The organism is Rhizobium sp. RCC_161_2 (assembly GCF_041355235.1).
Lineage (GTDB): Bacteria > Pseudomonadota > Alphaproteobacteria > Rhizobiales > Rhizobiaceae > Rhizobium.
The window spans coordinates 105764-120910 of the sequence record NZ_JBFUPL010000006.1; the positions used below are offsets into that span (position 1 = coordinate 105764).

Sequence of the window (15147 nt, forward strand, 5' to 3'; positions counted from 1 at the left end):
TGTGAGACGGAGTGTCCAAATAAACGATCTATCGGGCCATCAATGAACCTTCCATATTCCGGGTGTCAAGCGAAACCAACCAACCCGGAGATACTCCCATGACCATTCTTGTTACCGGCGCCACAGGCAATATCGGCGGCCAAGTTATTCAACATCTTGTCAATCGCGGCGCCGATGTCCGCGCTCTCGTCCGCGATCCCTCGAAGTCAAGCTTTCCGGCGGGTGTTTCCGTCGTAAAAGGCGACTTCCTGGACATCGACTCCCTGCGCAGTGCCTTCGATGGCGTGTCCACGCTGTTTTTGTTGAATGCGGTCGTACCCGACGAGTTCACCCAGGCTCTGATCGCGCTTAATGTCGCCCGCTCGGCAGGCATCGAACGGATCGTCTATCTCTCGGTCATCCACCCTGACGTCTACGTGAACGTACCGCATTTTGCCGGGAAGTTCGGCGTCGAGCGAATGATCGAGCAGATGGGCTTGGCAGCGACGATCTTGCGCCCCGCCTATTTCATCCAGAACGATCTGACGATCAGGGACGTGATCACTGGCTACAGCGTCTACCCGATGCCCGTCGGCGACAAGGGTCTCGCCATGATCGATGTGCGCGATATCGCGGAGATCGCCGCCCTTGAGCTGCTTCGTCGCGAACAGGCTGCACAGCCGCTCCCACTCACACGCATTAACTTGGTCGGCCCAGACACCCTCACCGGAGCGGACATCGCCGCCATCTGGTCGGACGTTCTCGCTCGCCAGATCAACTATGGCGGTGGCGATACTGCTGCCTTCGAGCAAAACCTTAAGCAGTTCATGCCGGCCTGGATGGCCTACGACATGCGCCTGATGGGCGAACGCTTCCTGACCGACGGAATGCTGCCCGAGGGCGGTGACGTCGAGCGACTGACGACACTTCTCGGCCGTCCGCTCCGCTCCTATCGCAACTTCGCCTCGGAAACCGCTGCCTCTGCCTGAGGCAAACGCCCACAGTTCAACTAAGGACCATCACCATGATCTATTCAACAGCTACCGTGCCGGTAAATCCGGCAGGCGAGACAAAGCTCACCCGCGATCAAGTCTGGAAGGGCTTGGAACTGAAAGTTCGAGACGCCCGCGAGTTTCTCCCGCCGGGTCTCTGCACTCGCTGCGATGTCGTCGAGGAAAGCGCGACCCACTTCGTGCGCGAGGTCACCATCGCCGGTTCTGACCTGCGTGAGATCATCACCCTCGAGTCGCAAAGCAAGGTCACCTTTTTCCAGGCCACCGGTCCGCGTGAAGGCGCTATCGTCAATGAGTTGTTCGAGGATGAGGCCGGCGCGTTGCAGCTGAAATTTTACTGCTACATCGGCTTGCGCGGCAAGCAGCCGAACGGCCCTGAGGAACATGCAGAGCAGACGCAGTTCGATAGTGACAAGGGCTACAAATCGGCCGTGCTGTCGACATTGAAGCGAACCCGCGAACTGCTCGCAGAGGGCAGACTCTGATTACCCCCAGCATCAAACCCGACAGGGCGGCCTCCTGAGAGGCGCCCTGCCTTAAAGAGGACCGAAACCATGACCACCTCCGTTACTGAAACACATCTCGTCGCTGCACCGAAGATCCTGATCCTCGGCGCAACCGGGCCAACCGGCCGCCACATCGTCAGCCAGGCCGTCAGCCGCGGCTACGATGTCACCCTCCTGGTGCGCTCGCCGGAAAAGGCCGCAGACATGAAGGGAGCGAAGATTGTCGTTGGAGACGCCCGCGACGAAAAGGTGCTGCGCCAGGCCATCAAAGGTCGGGACGCCGTCATCAGCGCAATCGGCACACCCGCAAGCCCATTTCGCGAAGTCACGCTTCTTTCGACCGCAACCCGAGCGCTTGTCAGCGTCATGAAGGCAGAGCGCGTTTCGCGTCTCGTCGCCATCACCGGTATGGGCGCTGGCGACAGCGCAGGACACGGTGGGTTGCTGTTCGACAACGTATTTTTCCCCCTGCTTTTGCGCAAGGTCTACGCCGACAAGAACCGGCAGGAAGCCATCATCAAGAACAGCGGACTCGACTGGACCATCGTCCGACCATCGATTCTCAATAACAAGCCGAGGAGCAACGCGATCCGGACACTCACGGATCTAAGCGACTTCCATGGCGGCTCGATCTCGCGGCAAGACGTAGCGACCTTCATACTCGATCAGATTAGCAGTGAAACCTGGCTGCGCGGATCCCCGTTGATTACTGGGTGAAAGCGTTGGCGCATGGATCAGCACATGAGCGGAATTTGGTCTTTGATGGCCCCGCTTATTTGGTTGCTCCCGCCGAGGCTGGGCAGCGAACGGATTTCGGGCGTCCGCAGGCAAGCATTCGGTTCAGGATGGCAACTCCGATCGCAGCTTCTGTCTGTTAAGCAAGGAATGACCGAGCACGCAAACGCGGTCCAACGATGCCTTTGTATCGACCGATCGCAGTTTCAACCAAAGCTCGTTTGCCATCACCGGTGGACGCCTGCCATGTCAGCCGGCCATCTATCTGCAGGGAGGCGATATGGTCGTCTCTCTGGCATGCGGCTTGGATGTTGGGCCGTTCCACCGCGTTCGAGCGCGGTGGAATGACGACCTTTGCGCCTGCGCTGTGACGGGGAACTGCGTCGTAGGTTGGAGTGCCATCATAAGCTCCATCGGCGGTGAACTGGCTGATCTCATCGTCGATCTGATCATTGCCAGATCCGAATAGAGAGGCTGGCCTCCTCTCGTCTTGCGTCGTGGGCAGCCCAACCGCCAAGTGCTTCCGGCGTTACCCAAAGGGTCATACTGCCACGGCGGCGAAGGCCCGCCTCATACTCCGCCCAGTTCGTCACTTTGAACTGCATCTTACCGATGTGATGGCGGCGGGCGGCGTTATGTTTGTGCGGCATGCGGGATCGACCAGCCTATTTTCGATCCCGGCCACATAGATGCTAAACGTTGAAATTTGATCCCTGCACCAATTCCCACCAGCGCGGCACACCCTGAAGCCCCTTATCCGCGAAGCCATGGGTTCGCCGGGTTCGTTTCCGTCCCTATTGGTCGTCCCCCGAGGCTGCAGTGCGAGCATCCGACGCGACCGCGTGCCAACCGCGCGCGACCGCGCCGGCGCAGGCATCCTCGATACGGTCAAGCATGGAGTGCAGACTTTCGCGCTCGCCCTCAGAGAGGCTCTCCAGAATGCGCGCTTCCATGGCCTGGCCGATGGCAACGATCTCTTCGAGCACCTTGTAACCTTCCGGCGTCAGTTCGACCGCGGAGAAACGCCGGTCGCCGGCGCCGGCATTGCGGCGGGCGAAGCCGAGCGAGACCAGTTGCGCAATGCCACGACTGACGGCGAACTGATCGAGCGCGCCGGCATGGCAAATCTCCTTGCTGGAAAGGCCCGGCCGGCCACCGGCGATGGCGAGAATCCGCCAGGACGCCTGGGACAGGCCGTAACGCGGTCCATAATAGGACGCGAGCAGTTCCGCCGTGCCGCTGGCCACCAGAAACATGCGGTAGGGAATCCAGCGGTCGAGTCGGAAGACGGGCTTCTCCGTCTGTTCCCCCTCGCGTTCCTCCACCATGGCGTCTGACAAATCGTCTTTTATTTGCATATTGCAGATTTATTCCAACACAGGACCAAAAACAAGCAACGGGCCGCCAGCGCGGCTCTCGCTGTGGTGCTCATCAACCGAGCAGAAGGCGATCTTCCGCGACCTCGCTGCCGCTCGCCGCACCGAAGAGAGCAATCAGATCGGCGACATTATAGCCGGCGCGAGTCTCGCCCGCGACGTCGAGCACGATGCGGCCGCCACTCATCATGACCGTTCTCTGACCGTGATCGAGCGCGTGACGCATGCTGTGCGTAACCATGAGCGTGGTCAGGCGCTGGCTTTCGCTAATCTCCGCCGAGAGCGTCAGAATGCGCGCCGCGGCCTTCGGATCGAGCGCCGCCGTATGCTCGTCGAGAAGAAGAAGCTTCATCGGCAGCAGTGTCGCCATGAGCAGGCTCACCGCCTGGCGCTGACCACCGGAAAGCGTACCGATGCGCGCCTTAAGTTTCGTCTCAAGCCCGAGGCCAAGACCGGCGAGCTGCTCCTCGAACCGCGCACGGTTCGCGCGGCCGCCAAGCGCGAGCGAAAATCCGCGCCGCCCGGAACGGGCGTCGGCAAGCGCAAGATTCTCCTCAACGGTCAGCACCTCGCAGGTGCCGACCCGCGGGTCCTGGAAGACCCGTCCGATGAAACGGGCACGCGCCTGGGTCGGCAGACGCGTCACGTCAACACCGTCGATGACGATCCGACCGCGATTGGGCATGATCGCACCGGCGATAGCCGACAGGAGCGTCGATTTGCCGGCGCCATTGCTGCCGATCACGGTCACGAACTGCCCCTCCGGGATCGCCAGCGACACGCTACGCAGCGCGGCCACTTCAAGGGCAGTCCCGGGATTGAAGGTGACCGACACAGTGTCGAGATTGAGCATCATGTGGCCGTTCCTTCTACCTTTGATGGTTCCGTAAACCGCGACCGCCTCAACGCCGGCAGCTTCCTCAGGCGCGCCTTGGAGGCAACAACGGCAACCGCGACCACGACCGCCGTAACGAGGTTCAGATCCTGCGCCTGGATCCCAATCACCCCGCCGTCGAGCGCCAGCGCGATGACCAGGCGATAGATCAGCGCGCCGAGGATGCAGCCGAGCGTCGCCCGCATGACCGATCCCGCGCCCACGACGGTCTCGCCGATGATCACGGCGGCAAGGCCCGTCACGATGGTACCAATACCCATGGAGACGTCGGCCACACCCTGGCTCTCGGCATAGAGCGCTCCGGCAAGGCCGACGAGGCCGTTGGCAAGCGCCATGCCGAGCATGATCATGCGGCCGTTGTCGACGCCCTGCGCTTCGGCCATCCTCGGATTGGCGCCGGTCGCGCGCAGCGCCAGCCCGATCTTTGTGGCCAGGAACCAATCGACCGCGAGCTTTGCGGCGACGACGATGCAAAGGAGCAGCACCGTATTGGCCCAGACCCCGAGTGCCGCGATCCCGTCAATCCAGGAGAATATGGTGTCGACGCCGTAGAGCGATACGTTCGGCTTGCCCATGACGCGCAGGTTGATGGAGAACAGCGCAACCATAGTCAGTATCCCGGCAAGCAAGTTCATGATTTTCAACCGGACCGACAGGAAAGCCGTGGTGAGGCCCGCGAGCGCACCGGCGGCAAAGCCGAGGAAAGTCGCGATGATCGGCGGAACGCCAGCCACGATCGCCGAGGCTGCAACCGATGCACCGAGCGGGAAACTGCCGTCGACGGTCAGATCCGGGAAGTCGAGCACCCGAAACGAGAGATAGACGCCAAGGGCGACGAGGCCAAACAGCAGGCCCGCCTCACAGGCTCCGGAAAGGGCGATCAGGCTCATTGTGCGATCACCTTCGCCGCGCCCAGTGTAACCGCCTCGGACAGTGTTACTCCCATCTTCTTGGCCGATACGGCATTCAGATAGAGATCCTCGCTATCGAGCGTGCCGACCGGGATATCGCCAGGCTTGGCGCCGTTCAGCACCTTGGCCGCGATCTCTCCAGTCAGCCGACCGAGCTTGTAATAATTGAAGCCGAGCGCCGCCATGGCGCCTCGTTCGACCGAGTTGGTATCGCTGGCATAGACCGGGATCCTTGCGTCGACGCCAACCTTAACCACGCTTTCGACCGCCGAAACCACGGTGCTGTCGGTCGGCAACAGAATGACGTCGGCCTTGCCGACGAGACTGCGCGCGGCATCCGGCACGCCGGCTGACTGTGCCGCCGTCGCCTCGATAATGCTCAGGCCGAGCTTTTCGGCCTCGATCTTCATGTCGGCGACCTGCGCTACGGAATTGGCTTCGCCGGCATTGTAAATCACGCCGACCTTGGTCGCGCCCGGTGTCAATTTGTGGATCAGCTCAAAGGTCAGATTCAAGGGCTGTTTGTCGCTGGTGCCGGTCAATGCACCGTCAGGACGGGCAAAACTGTCGACCAGTTTGGCGGCGACCGGATCGGTGACGGCTGAGAACACGATCGGGATCGCACCCTTTGCCGCAGCTTGACAGGCCTGTGCCGAGGGCGTCGAAATGGCAACGATCAGGTCCGGTGATTTGCCGGCGAAAGTTTTGGCGATCTGTGTCTGCGTCGGCATACTCCCCTGCGCGCTCGCCACATCGAGAGTGATGGTCTTGCCGTCCACGAAACCGGCATCGGCAAGCGCGTCGACAATGCCCTTGCGCGCCGCGTCGATAGCAGGGTGCTCGACGATATAGGTAAGCGCTACCGTCTTGCCGGCGGCAAATGCCGTCGCTGCGGACAACGGTACAAGAAAGGCTGACAGGACGAGGGCATGAAAGAGAGCAGTTCTACGGCGCATGGGATGATCTCCTCGGGATGAGTACTTGGGAAGATTTGTTCAAGCGGCAACGAATGCCTGTGGACGGGACAAGGCAGGCTCACGGGGGACCACTACCCGCTCGGCCTGGACGAGTGGCGGCGGCAGGCGGAGCCTCGCGGGGCCGATGTCGGCGATGGTCGGTGAGCCCATCATCGCCTGCGCAACATCGAGTTCGCCGGCGATGATGCCCAGCGCCCGAAAGACTGCCTCCTCCCCGCCGCTTGCGAGCGCATAGAGCGTAGCGCGGCCGATCTGTACGGCGGTGGCGCCAAGGGCGAGCGCCTTGACGACATCGGTGCCGCTGCGAAACCCGCTGTCGACCAGAATGGCCAGCCGGCCACCGACGGCTGCGACGAATTCCGGCAGGATGTCGATGCTTGCCACGGCACCGTCGAGCTGACGGCCGCCGTGGTTGCTGACGACGATGCCGTCAAGCCCCAGTTCCGCTGCCCGCGCGCCCTGCGCCGGATCGAGCAGGCCCTTCAGGATCAAGGGACCCTTCCAGCGGTCGCGTATGAAGGCGATATCATCCCAGGAGACGGTGGGGTCGAGCTGCTGTTCCATCACCTCGGCAATGGTGCCGGCGGACCTGAGGTCGAACTCGGCCGCCATGACCTCAAGCCGCGGCGCACCGGCACGCGCCATTCGCAGCGCCCAGCCGGGATGGCTGGCAAGGCTCAGGAGCTTCTTCGGCGTCCAGCGAAACGGCAGCGAAAACCCGTTGCGCGCGTCGCGCAAGCGTCGGCCGGGAACGGCATTGTCCACCGTGATTTCGATTGCCTCGAAGCCGAGCGCTTCGGCCCGTTCCAGGAGCCTGAGGCTCACCTTGCGGTCGCGGAAGAGATAGAGCTGGAACCATTTGCGCCCCTCGCCCGCAGCGCCAACGGCCGCCATCGTAGCGGTTGCCGCCGAGCTCATGACGAAGGGAATACCGGCGCGGCCGGCCGCGCGCGCAAGCGCAAGATCGCCCCAGGGCCAGGCCGCGCCGGCAAGCCCGGTCGGACCAATGATGACCGGCATCGCCATGGGTTTGCCAAACAGCGTGATCGCCGCGGAACGATTGCCGACGTCAACCGGGGCCGAACCGACGAGGCGAATCCGGTCGAGGGCGGCCCGGTTTTCGGAAAGCGTCAATTCCATACCGCCGCCACCATCGAAGAAATCGAAAATCATTTTCGGTAACGCTCGTTGCGCGGCTATGCGGAACTCGGCAATCGAGGCCGGACCTTGTGGTCGTTCGGACATGAATTTTCTTGTGCCTCCCTGAAATACACGTCTCATTCAACTGAAAGGGGGAGCCTCGGCGAGAGTGAAGATCTTGCCGGGGTTCATGATGTTGTGAGGGTCGATGGCGCGCTTGATCGCGGCCATCACGCGGACGGCCTGACCGTGCTCGGCGACAAGCGCGGCCATCTTGCCGTGGCCTATGCCATGCTCGCCGGTCGAGGTGCCGTTAAGAGCAATGGCGCGGCTGGCGAGCCGCTTGCTCAACACCTCGACGCGATGGCGCTCGTCCGGATCGGCGGGATCGAAAAGCACGCAAAGATGGAAATTGCCGTCACCGACATGGCCGCAGATCGGTGCGACAAGACCGAGTTCGCTCACATCAGCCTTGGCGGCGAGAATGGCCTCCACCAGTCGCGAGACCGGCACGCAACTGTCGGTCGGAAGGGCGCTCGCGCCGGGACGGAGCGCGAGATTGGCCCACCAGATATCGTGCCGGGCCTGCCACAACCGGCTGCGCGCCTCGGCCGAAACCGCCGTCTCGAACCGGCTCGCTCCGGCCGCATGCGCCTCCTCCTCGACCAACGGCAGTGCCGCGTCGACCGCGCCGCGGCTGCCATGCAGCTCGATGAACAATGTCGGTTCGACCGGCAAGGCCAGTTTCGAGTAGCGGTTTACGGCTTCGACCTGCAGCTCGTCGAGCAACTCGATGCGCGCCAGCGTATCGGTGAGCCGTGTCGCCACAAGCACGAAGCCGACCGCCTGCTCCAGCGTCGAGAAACTGGCCGAGACCGCAACAACGTGATCCGGAATCGGATGCAGCTTGACCGTTACATCGGTGACAATACCAAGCGTGCCCTCCGATCCGACCCAAAGCCTTGTCAGGTCGTAGCCGGCGGCCGACTTGCGGGCATGGCTGGCGGTCCGGATCCGATCACCGTTGGGCAAGACCACGCCAAGCGAGATGACATTGTCCTTCATCGTGCCGTAGCGCATGGCGTTGGTGCCGGAGGCACGCGTCGAGGCCATGCCGCCGAGCGAGGCGTCGGCGCCCGGATCGACGGGAAAGAACAAGCCCGTATCACGCAGCTCGGCATTGAGCCGCTTGCGGGTCACCCCCGCTTCCACGGTGGCGGTCATATCGTCCGGTTGGACAGCCAGGATCCGGTCAAGCCGCGAAAGGTCGACGCAAACGCCGCCCTGCAGAGCGGCGACATGGCCCTCGCAGGAGGTGCCCGTTCCGAAGGGGATTACCGGTATGTCGAACGTGTGGCAGATGGCGACGATCCGCGACACCTCCTCGGCCGTTTCCGGAAACACCACCGCGTCAGGCGGATGCGGCAGATGCCAGCTCACGTCGCGGCCATGCTGATCACGAACGGCCACGGCCGTGGTTAGCCGATCGCCGAAATGCGACTTCAGACGGTCGATCGCTCCGCGCAGATGGTCATCGCGGCCCCCGGACAGGTTGGTCGCGGCCGTCATCGCCCACCCTCCGTCTGATCATCGGTCCATTGAAATGCCGGAGGCGGTTCGTTCCCCCGAGGACGGAGTGTCTCATCGCTGCGGGTCCGCAGATGATGGCCGGCCATCGGAAAAGTGCCGAGCACGACAATCTCACGGGCGTGCTGGCCGAGAATGCCGAGCGCGGCGGCGACGGCGGGCATGCGCGGGTCGCCCTCGAACTCGCACAGGAAGCGCGACGGTACGAACTGACCGCCGACAAGATAGCTCTCGAGCTTGGTCATATTGATGCCACTGTCGGCGAAACCGGCAATGGCGTGGTAGAGGCAGCCCGGCCGATTCTCGGTGCGGAACACGATGGTCGTCAGTGGCTGGGGTTCGTTTTCGAGTGGCTGCGGTTCGGCGGAAAGGACATAGAACCGCGTTGTATTGTGCGGATCGTCCTCGACGTTGCGCTTGAGAACCTGCAATCCATAGAGGTCGGCGGCAACATCGGACGCAATCGCCGCCTCGCTCGGGTCATCGCGTAGCGCGACGATCTCGGCGGCGTGCGATGTCGTCGAAGCCGCGACAACCTCGAGATCGAGAGCGGCGATGAGCCGGCTAATTTGACCAAGCGCCACTGGATGGGAATGGACGCGCCGGATGCCGGCAAGCGAAGCCCCTCGCGGTGCCATCAGGCAATGCTCGACACGCTGAAAATGCTCGCCGACGATGTGAAGACCGCTATCGGGTACGAGCCTGTGAACATCCGGGACACGACCCACCAGGCTATTCTCGCAGGGCAGAAGGATACGATCGACCTCACCATGCGCGACGCTCCGCACCGCCGCTTCGAGGCTTGGCATGGCGATGCGGGTTGCGGCTGGGAAGGCCGCTCGGCAGGCAACGTCCGCGAAGGCGCCGGGCCGACCGTTATAGCCAACGGAATGGACCACCCCATCCGATTTCAACCAGCCCTCACCCGAGGAGAACCGCTCGGCCTGCGGGTCAAGAACGATCGAGGGCGGCAAAGCCCCGGATTCATTATGGGCTGCAGACAACGTCATAATGGCAATCTCCGGAATTTGACGCGCAGCCAGGATATGCCACGACTGGAGCCAGTCCGTTCCGCGGCAGCATCGGCAGGCGTCTATGGTTCAATTGCGGATCGGCAGCCGTGTCGTTTCCATGACCGTCATCGGCCAGAGCAAAGCAATGCCCTTGCCATCGGCGACGACGTCGAGATGGCGCTCGGCGGCTATCAGACAGTCATCATCGCTGAAGGCCTCCGTTGCGGAGAACAGCAGCCAGAGGAAATGACCGAGATCGGCTTTGGTCCTGAAACGCCAGCGCGTGGTGACATCAGTGAAACGCGGCTCTTCCCAACCCGTGAGCGCGCACAGGCTCGTGGCGAACTCCCGCGACAGAAATGCAACCTCGTGACCGGTGCAGCAACTCCGCGCGATAAAATCGTCGAAATAGGCGGCAACCCGGGTGCCGGCAAAGATGTCGGCGATCACAAACCGACCTCCGGGCTGCATGTGAGCGGCAACCGCCTTCCACGCGGCGGTCTTGTCGGAAATATGGTGCACGGCGCCGCGAGACCAGGCGGCATCGAAATTGCGGATCGGCAGGTCGAGCGTATGGGCTGCCTGGCCGAACACCTTGATCCGGCCACCAGCCTCGGCTTCGAGATCATCAAGCTGCTCGGTCGAAGGATCGGTCGCGACCAGAAGGCCGGTAGGGCCGAGATCTTCAGCGATGGCCCGGCTAAAATGGCCGTTCCCCGCACCAATCTCCAGAACGCGCTTACCGGTCAGCGGATGCAAAAATCTGCGCATCAAATCAATGTCGTCGCGCCAGACATCCGGAAATAGATGAAGCGCATCACGATAGGTCGCCGAACGGCGGCCGGAAAAAACAACCTCGGGCTCGATTGCTGAGGGTGACATATACATGGCCACATGCCTCCAAGTGTTGCGGTGACCTGAGCATCTCCTCAATTTCAATGTTAGCGAGCAATTCTCGTCTGGATTGCTCTTAATGATAAAAGTACATCATACATTTTATTGGAAATCAATTGCTATTTGCAAGTAAAATAGACATGCATAAAATTTATGCAATTAGCGCAAATTGGGGCAAATTTGATATCGTTATTTCGATTTTCGACGCGCGCTCGGTCGACGTGATGGTTACCGCCGCTATGGTCGAGCCGGAAGGTGGCGAGCCATTGGACCTCTTCCGTCTTCATGCGTCTACACACAGGCCGCGGCCTTGATCTCGGCCACATTGAATGTGGATTAGAACCTCAAGCGGGATCCGAATTGACAGCCTTCGGGAAGAACGCCGCAGGGGCGCCTGCCTTCAGGCGTTCAGTACCAAGATATTCCCGATGAGAATCGTCGCACCACCGAAGGCAAGATGCAGGTCGACATGCAGCCCTTCGAACAAGACCGATAATGCGATGGCCACGATCGGTACCACCGAGAGCGCATAAGCAGCTCGTGCTGGGCCGACTTTCTCGACCAGCGTGAAATACATGAAGAAGGTGGCACAAGATGCAACGATCGCAAGATAGGCTAATTGCGCGACATAACTGGGTGTGAGGGCCACGGTAAAGGATGCTCCAGCCATGATCGTCCAGGCGAATGCGAAGCCACTGCCGCAAAACGCACCCCAGCCCATCAGCACCATGATCGGCACGCCGCGCCGTTGGTTGCGTGCTGCGATCGCCGTTCCCGCACCCGTCGCAACTGCGGCGACGCCGGCCCAAACGAAGCCTTCCAGGGTGTGCGGATCGAGATGCAGTGCAAAGATCTGCGGTGCAGCGACAATCGCAAGACCGGCGAGGCCACAGCCAATACCGATCATCGCTCGACGGCTGATCCGCAAATTTAAGAGCACGCTCCCGGTGAGAGCCGCGAACAGTGACGAACTCGACAAGACCAACGCCGCGATCCCGCTGGGCACCCCCTTCGTTGCCTTGTAGAAAGCGATGAACGCCAGACCAAAGAACAGCACCCCTTGTGACGCGACCCAGATGCGGTCATCCCGCGCGATCGTGACTGGTTTGCCCGTAGCGAATGTATATCCAAGCACACACATGCCGACGAGAAGCATACGAATCGCCACGGAAAGTTCTGGTGCTGCGGCACTTGCCTGGAGCGACGTTACGATCGCTCCCGACCCCCAGAACAGGACGGTTGCAAGAAAAAGGGCTGTGGTCATCTGACATCCTTTCCCGACGCGCCTCCCTCGACAGCGTCATTGCCTATTCGACGACTCGGTCGGCACAACGACGCCGGATCGAATAGCCGATCCTCAAAAGATTCTCTATTTATTTGTAAAATGCAACTATTATGAAAACACACTGGCGATCCGCCCTTCGTTCTTCGGCATCCTATAGATGTGAAGAGCTCGAGCAGGCGGCCGATGGTTCACTAGAGTCCATCGATGGTACACTCGACTGTTTTGCGCGGCAGAATCGGAACTTGAGTGCTTACCGGGCCAGTTCAGTCGCCGCCGTTTGACCTAGGCCGCCGGAGATGGCCTCGTTTACCGCCAAATCTGCCATGGCAAGAGCAGCCTCGCGGGTCTTCGCAGCCGCGATGAAGCGGCCATTATGGCAGAAACTCGCCCCCTTGACGCCGCAAGCCGCCTCCAGATCGTCATTGGTGAGACCGGCCCAGGCCGCGGGCAGATCCGCGCGCAGCTCAAACCCTTCGTCCGCGCGGCGGATGCCGGTCAGGCACCAATCCTTGTCGCGCGGGTGAACCACAAACAGCAGATGATCGGCGCCCGCCTTCACGATGGCCGGACGGAAGGGCATTCCCATTGGAAGCTCCAGGATGCGGCCATGGCCCGTATCCTCGATTGCCTGATGCACAAGCGCCTCGGCCCGCAATTTTGCGGCGATTTGACCTATCCGTGCCTCGACGAAACTACGAGCAATGGAAAGGGCATTTTCGAACCCGCGGTCTTCAGCCTTGGGGTCGGTCTCGTCAAAAACGGGCTTCAAGGTTTCCAGCAGGGCCGGCAGCGTGAGCCCGGCCAGTTGCCCTGCGACGGAGGGGCTAAGTGCGCCATTGTCCACCAGATCGACCGGCAGCACAAAGCCGGTATCGAAAGAGGTGTGCACTGCCTCGATATGCGCTTCCGAAAGGCCCAAGGCGGCAAGATAATCACGACCATAATGCTTCCAGATCAATCCAAACGAACTGTAGGGCTGGCCATTCTCCCGCAGCGGTGCTCCGCGCTGATGGTGATCGAAAATCCGCTCTGCGGCATCATATTGTCCGCCGACATCGTAGATGATCCGGTCGGCGCCGGGCGTGATCCATTCCGGCGCCCTGCTGCGGATGATACGAGCCTGCGGGAAAAGTCGGGTCAGGATGACGCTGGACAGCAGTTCGTCAGCATGGAAGCCACCGGAATGGGTGACGAGGAAATCTGGGATCATGCCGGGATGCACCTTGTTATTCGCAAAGGGGGGCTTCTAGGGTTGGCACCAGATAGCCGTTGCTGGATGTCATCTCAACCCGTCATTCACTCATTTGAGTGCGTTGACCCGGCCATATAAGCTCGTGACACTCTTCAAGCCTATATTGAGCTTGCGAATCTCATAAGTGTGTGCTTATGTGTTTGCATGATCGAGACCGATATTTTCAAGGCTCTGGCCGACCCGACCCGCTGCGCGATCTTTGAGAAACTGGCGACCGGCAGCATGAATGCCAGCGCCTTGCGCGAAGGCATGAAGATCAGCCAGCCGGCCATGTCACAGCACCTTTCGGTTCTGCGCAATGCAAGACTGGTACGGGAAGAACGGCAGGGCCGGTTCGTGAACTACGAGGTCGATCCGGATGGCCTGGTACTCATCGCCGGATGGCTGGCGAAGTATCGCGCCTACTGGCCGGCGCGCATCGATGCTCTGAAAACCTTGCTGAAGGATATGGACCAATGATCGACATCGAGGCCGACGAGCAGACGAAAGACCTCGTGCAGGAATATCAGCTCGACGCGCCACCCGAAAAGGTCTGGCGAGCGATCAGCATTCCCGCGTTTCGCGAGAGATGGCTGCCGAAAGGAGACCTGGCTGACCCCAATCCGGTGTCTTCGGCACCGGGTGAGGAAATTCGCTACAGAATGCGGGACGGCGAGCCGCCCTTCCTCGAAAGCATCGTGACGCTTCAGATCAGGCCCAATGCCGTTGGCGGCACCAGACTTAAGATCATTCATGAGCTGGCGGACGCCCGACTAGAACGTCGTCCGCCAAGGGCTGCAAACAGCAACCGGCTGTGCGTCATGCGCGCCGCCTGAGACTTCGGTTCTCCCAAGAAAATCTGGAAAAAAGGAATTCGCCCATGCGCGAAGCGATGCAACTCGTCCCTATGGTCGTCGAACAATCCAGCCGAGGAGAGCGGTCTTTCGACATCTACTCCCGCCTTTTGCGAGAACGGATCATCTTCCTCAACGGCGAGGTGAACGACGGTGTTTCGGCGCTCGTCTGTGCACAACTCCTCTTTCTTGAAGCGGAAAACCCGAAGAGGCCGATCCATCTCTATATCAATTCGCCGGGCGGCGTCGTGACCAGCGGCCTCGCCATGTATGACACCATGCGCTACATCCGCGCGCCAGTGCATACGCTCTGCATGGGAACGGCGCGCTCGATGGGATCGTTCCTGTTGATGGCGGGTCAGCCCGGCGGGCGGACCGCCTTACCCAACGCCAGCATCCACATTCACCAACCGCTAGGTGGCTTCCAGGGACAGGCCTCAGACATGCTTATCCATGCCGAGGAGATCAAGAAAACCAAGCATCGCATGACGCGGCTCTATGCCGAGCATTGCGGACGCAGCTATGAGGCGTTCGAGCGCGCGATGGATCGCGACCACTTCATGACAGCGGAAGAAGCACTGGAGTGGGGTCTTATCGACCGCATATTGCAGGTGCGCGAAGAAGATCCGGACGTAGCCGCAGAGACCTGATTGCGATCGGGGCTTTCCCGATCAAGGCGACTGACGCCTCTCGGAGATATATTCGGCGGGAAATGCATGCGGCGGTCCGATGCAGCACTGTCATCTACTTG

At 61.1% G+C, this 15147-nt stretch carries 16 protein-coding genes and 1 pseudogene; 6 read left to right on the top strand and 11 right to left on the bottom strand.

The features are described 5' to 3' along the window. The first annotated feature begins 98 nt into the window (after positions 1 to 98). From AB6803_RS17065 to AB6803_RS17075, 3 genes are all read left to right on the top strand, one after another. A complete protein-coding gene (locus tag AB6803_RS17065; RefSeq protein WP_371110001.1) occupies positions 99 to 968 on the top strand; it encodes an NmrA/HSCARG family protein in 870 nt (289 codons plus the stop codon). Positions 969 to 1003: 35 nt separating this feature from the next. Beyond that, positions 1004 to 1477, top strand: coding sequence for an SRPBCC family protein (locus AB6803_RS17070; RefSeq protein WP_371110002.1), 474 nt, complete (start codon positions 1004 to 1006; stop codon positions 1475 to 1477). 69 nt (positions 1478 to 1546) lie between these two features. Continuing rightward, complete coding sequence (locus AB6803_RS17075; protein ID WP_371110003.1) at positions 1547 to 2215, top strand: NAD(P)-dependent oxidoreductase; 669 nt, start codon at positions 1547 to 1549, stop codon at positions 2213 to 2215. A gap of 55 nt (positions 2216 to 2270) precedes the next feature. On the opposite strand, the pseudogene AB6803_RS17080 reads toward AB6803_RS17075, so the two are convergent. The 11 genes and pseudogenes from AB6803_RS17080 to AB6803_RS17130 all read right to left on the bottom strand — a co-directional run bounded on the left by AB6803_RS17080 (position 2271) and on the right by AB6803_RS17130 (position 13521). After that, positions 2271 to 2883 (bottom strand): annotated as a pseudogene (locus AB6803_RS17080) (transposase). Positions 2884 to 3027: 144 nt separating this feature from the next. Further along, positions 3028 to 3591: a MarR family winged helix-turn-helix transcriptional regulator gene (locus tag AB6803_RS17085; protein WP_371110004.1), complete on the bottom strand. Its 564-nt coding sequence runs from the start codon at positions 3589 to 3591 to the stop codon at positions 3028 to 3030. Between the two features lie 73 nt (positions 3592 to 3664). Beyond that, on the bottom strand, positions 3665 to 4462 hold the full coding sequence (locus AB6803_RS17090) for an ABC transporter ATP-binding protein (RefSeq protein ID WP_371110250.1): 798 nt from the start codon (positions 4460 to 4462) through the stop codon (positions 3665 to 3667). Then, entirely contained in the window at positions 4462 to 5394 is a 933-nt protein-coding gene (locus tag AB6803_RS17095) for an ABC transporter permease (protein ID WP_371110005.1), read from the bottom strand. Before AB6803_RS17095 ends, AB6803_RS17090 begins: the two co-directional genes overlap by 1 nt. Then, positions 5391 to 6371 (bottom strand): ABC transporter substrate-binding protein, encoded by a 981-nt coding sequence (locus AB6803_RS17100; RefSeq protein WP_371110006.1) that lies wholly within the window; start codon positions 6369 to 6371, stop codon positions 5391 to 5393. The genes AB6803_RS17095 and AB6803_RS17100 overlap by 4 nt, the downstream gene beginning before the upstream one ends. Before the next feature lie 39 nt (positions 6372 to 6410). Further along, the gene (locus AB6803_RS17105) at positions 6411 to 7637 is read right to left on the bottom strand and encodes an alpha-hydroxy acid oxidase (protein ID WP_371110007.1); all 1227 of its coding nucleotides are present in this window, start codon (positions 7635 to 7637) and stop codon (positions 6411 to 6413) included. 36 nt (positions 7638 to 7673) lie between these two features. After that, positions 7674 to 9101: an FAD-binding oxidoreductase gene (locus AB6803_RS17110; protein ID WP_371110008.1), complete on the bottom strand. Its 1428-nt coding sequence runs from the start codon at positions 9099 to 9101 to the stop codon at positions 7674 to 7676. Then, a complete protein-coding gene (locus tag AB6803_RS17115; RefSeq protein ID WP_371110009.1) occupies positions 9098 to 10129 on the bottom strand; it encodes a prephenate dehydratase domain-containing protein in 1032 nt (343 codons plus the stop codon). Before AB6803_RS17115 ends, AB6803_RS17110 begins: the two co-directional genes overlap by 4 nt. Positions 10130 to 10219: 90 nt before the next feature. Further along, a complete protein-coding gene (locus AB6803_RS17120) occupies positions 10220 to 11020 on the bottom strand; it encodes a class I SAM-dependent methyltransferase (protein WP_371110010.1) in 801 nt (266 codons plus the stop codon). Between the two features lie 406 nt (positions 11021 to 11426). Then, positions 11427 to 12290, bottom strand: coding sequence for a DMT family transporter (locus tag AB6803_RS17125; RefSeq protein ID WP_371110011.1), 864 nt, complete (start codon positions 12288 to 12290; stop codon positions 11427 to 11429). A 271-nt stretch (positions 12291 to 12561) separates the two neighbouring features. After that, entirely contained in the window at positions 12562 to 13521 is a 960-nt protein-coding gene (locus AB6803_RS17130) for an MYG1 family protein (protein WP_371110012.1), read from the bottom strand. A gap of 186 nt (positions 13522 to 13707) precedes the next feature. Here AB6803_RS17130 and AB6803_RS17135 point away from each other — a divergent pair, with 186 nt between their 5' ends. The 3 genes from AB6803_RS17135 to AB6803_RS17145 are packed head-to-tail and all read left to right on the top strand — an operon-like array spanning position 13708 to position 15046. Then, positions 13708 to 14022, top strand: coding sequence for an ArsR/SmtB family transcription factor (locus AB6803_RS17135; protein ID WP_371110013.1), 315 nt, complete (start codon positions 13708 to 13710; stop codon positions 14020 to 14022). After that, positions 14019 to 14378, top strand: coding sequence for an SRPBCC domain-containing protein (locus AB6803_RS17140; protein WP_371110014.1), 360 nt, complete (start codon positions 14019 to 14021; stop codon positions 14376 to 14378). The genes AB6803_RS17135 and AB6803_RS17140 overlap by 4 nt, the downstream gene beginning before the upstream one ends. Positions 14379 to 14422: 44 nt before the next feature. Beyond that, complete coding sequence (locus AB6803_RS17145; RefSeq protein WP_371110015.1) at positions 14423 to 15046, top strand: ATP-dependent Clp protease proteolytic subunit; 624 nt, start codon at positions 14423 to 14425, stop codon at positions 15044 to 15046. Positions 15047 to 15147 lie beyond the last annotated feature (101 nt).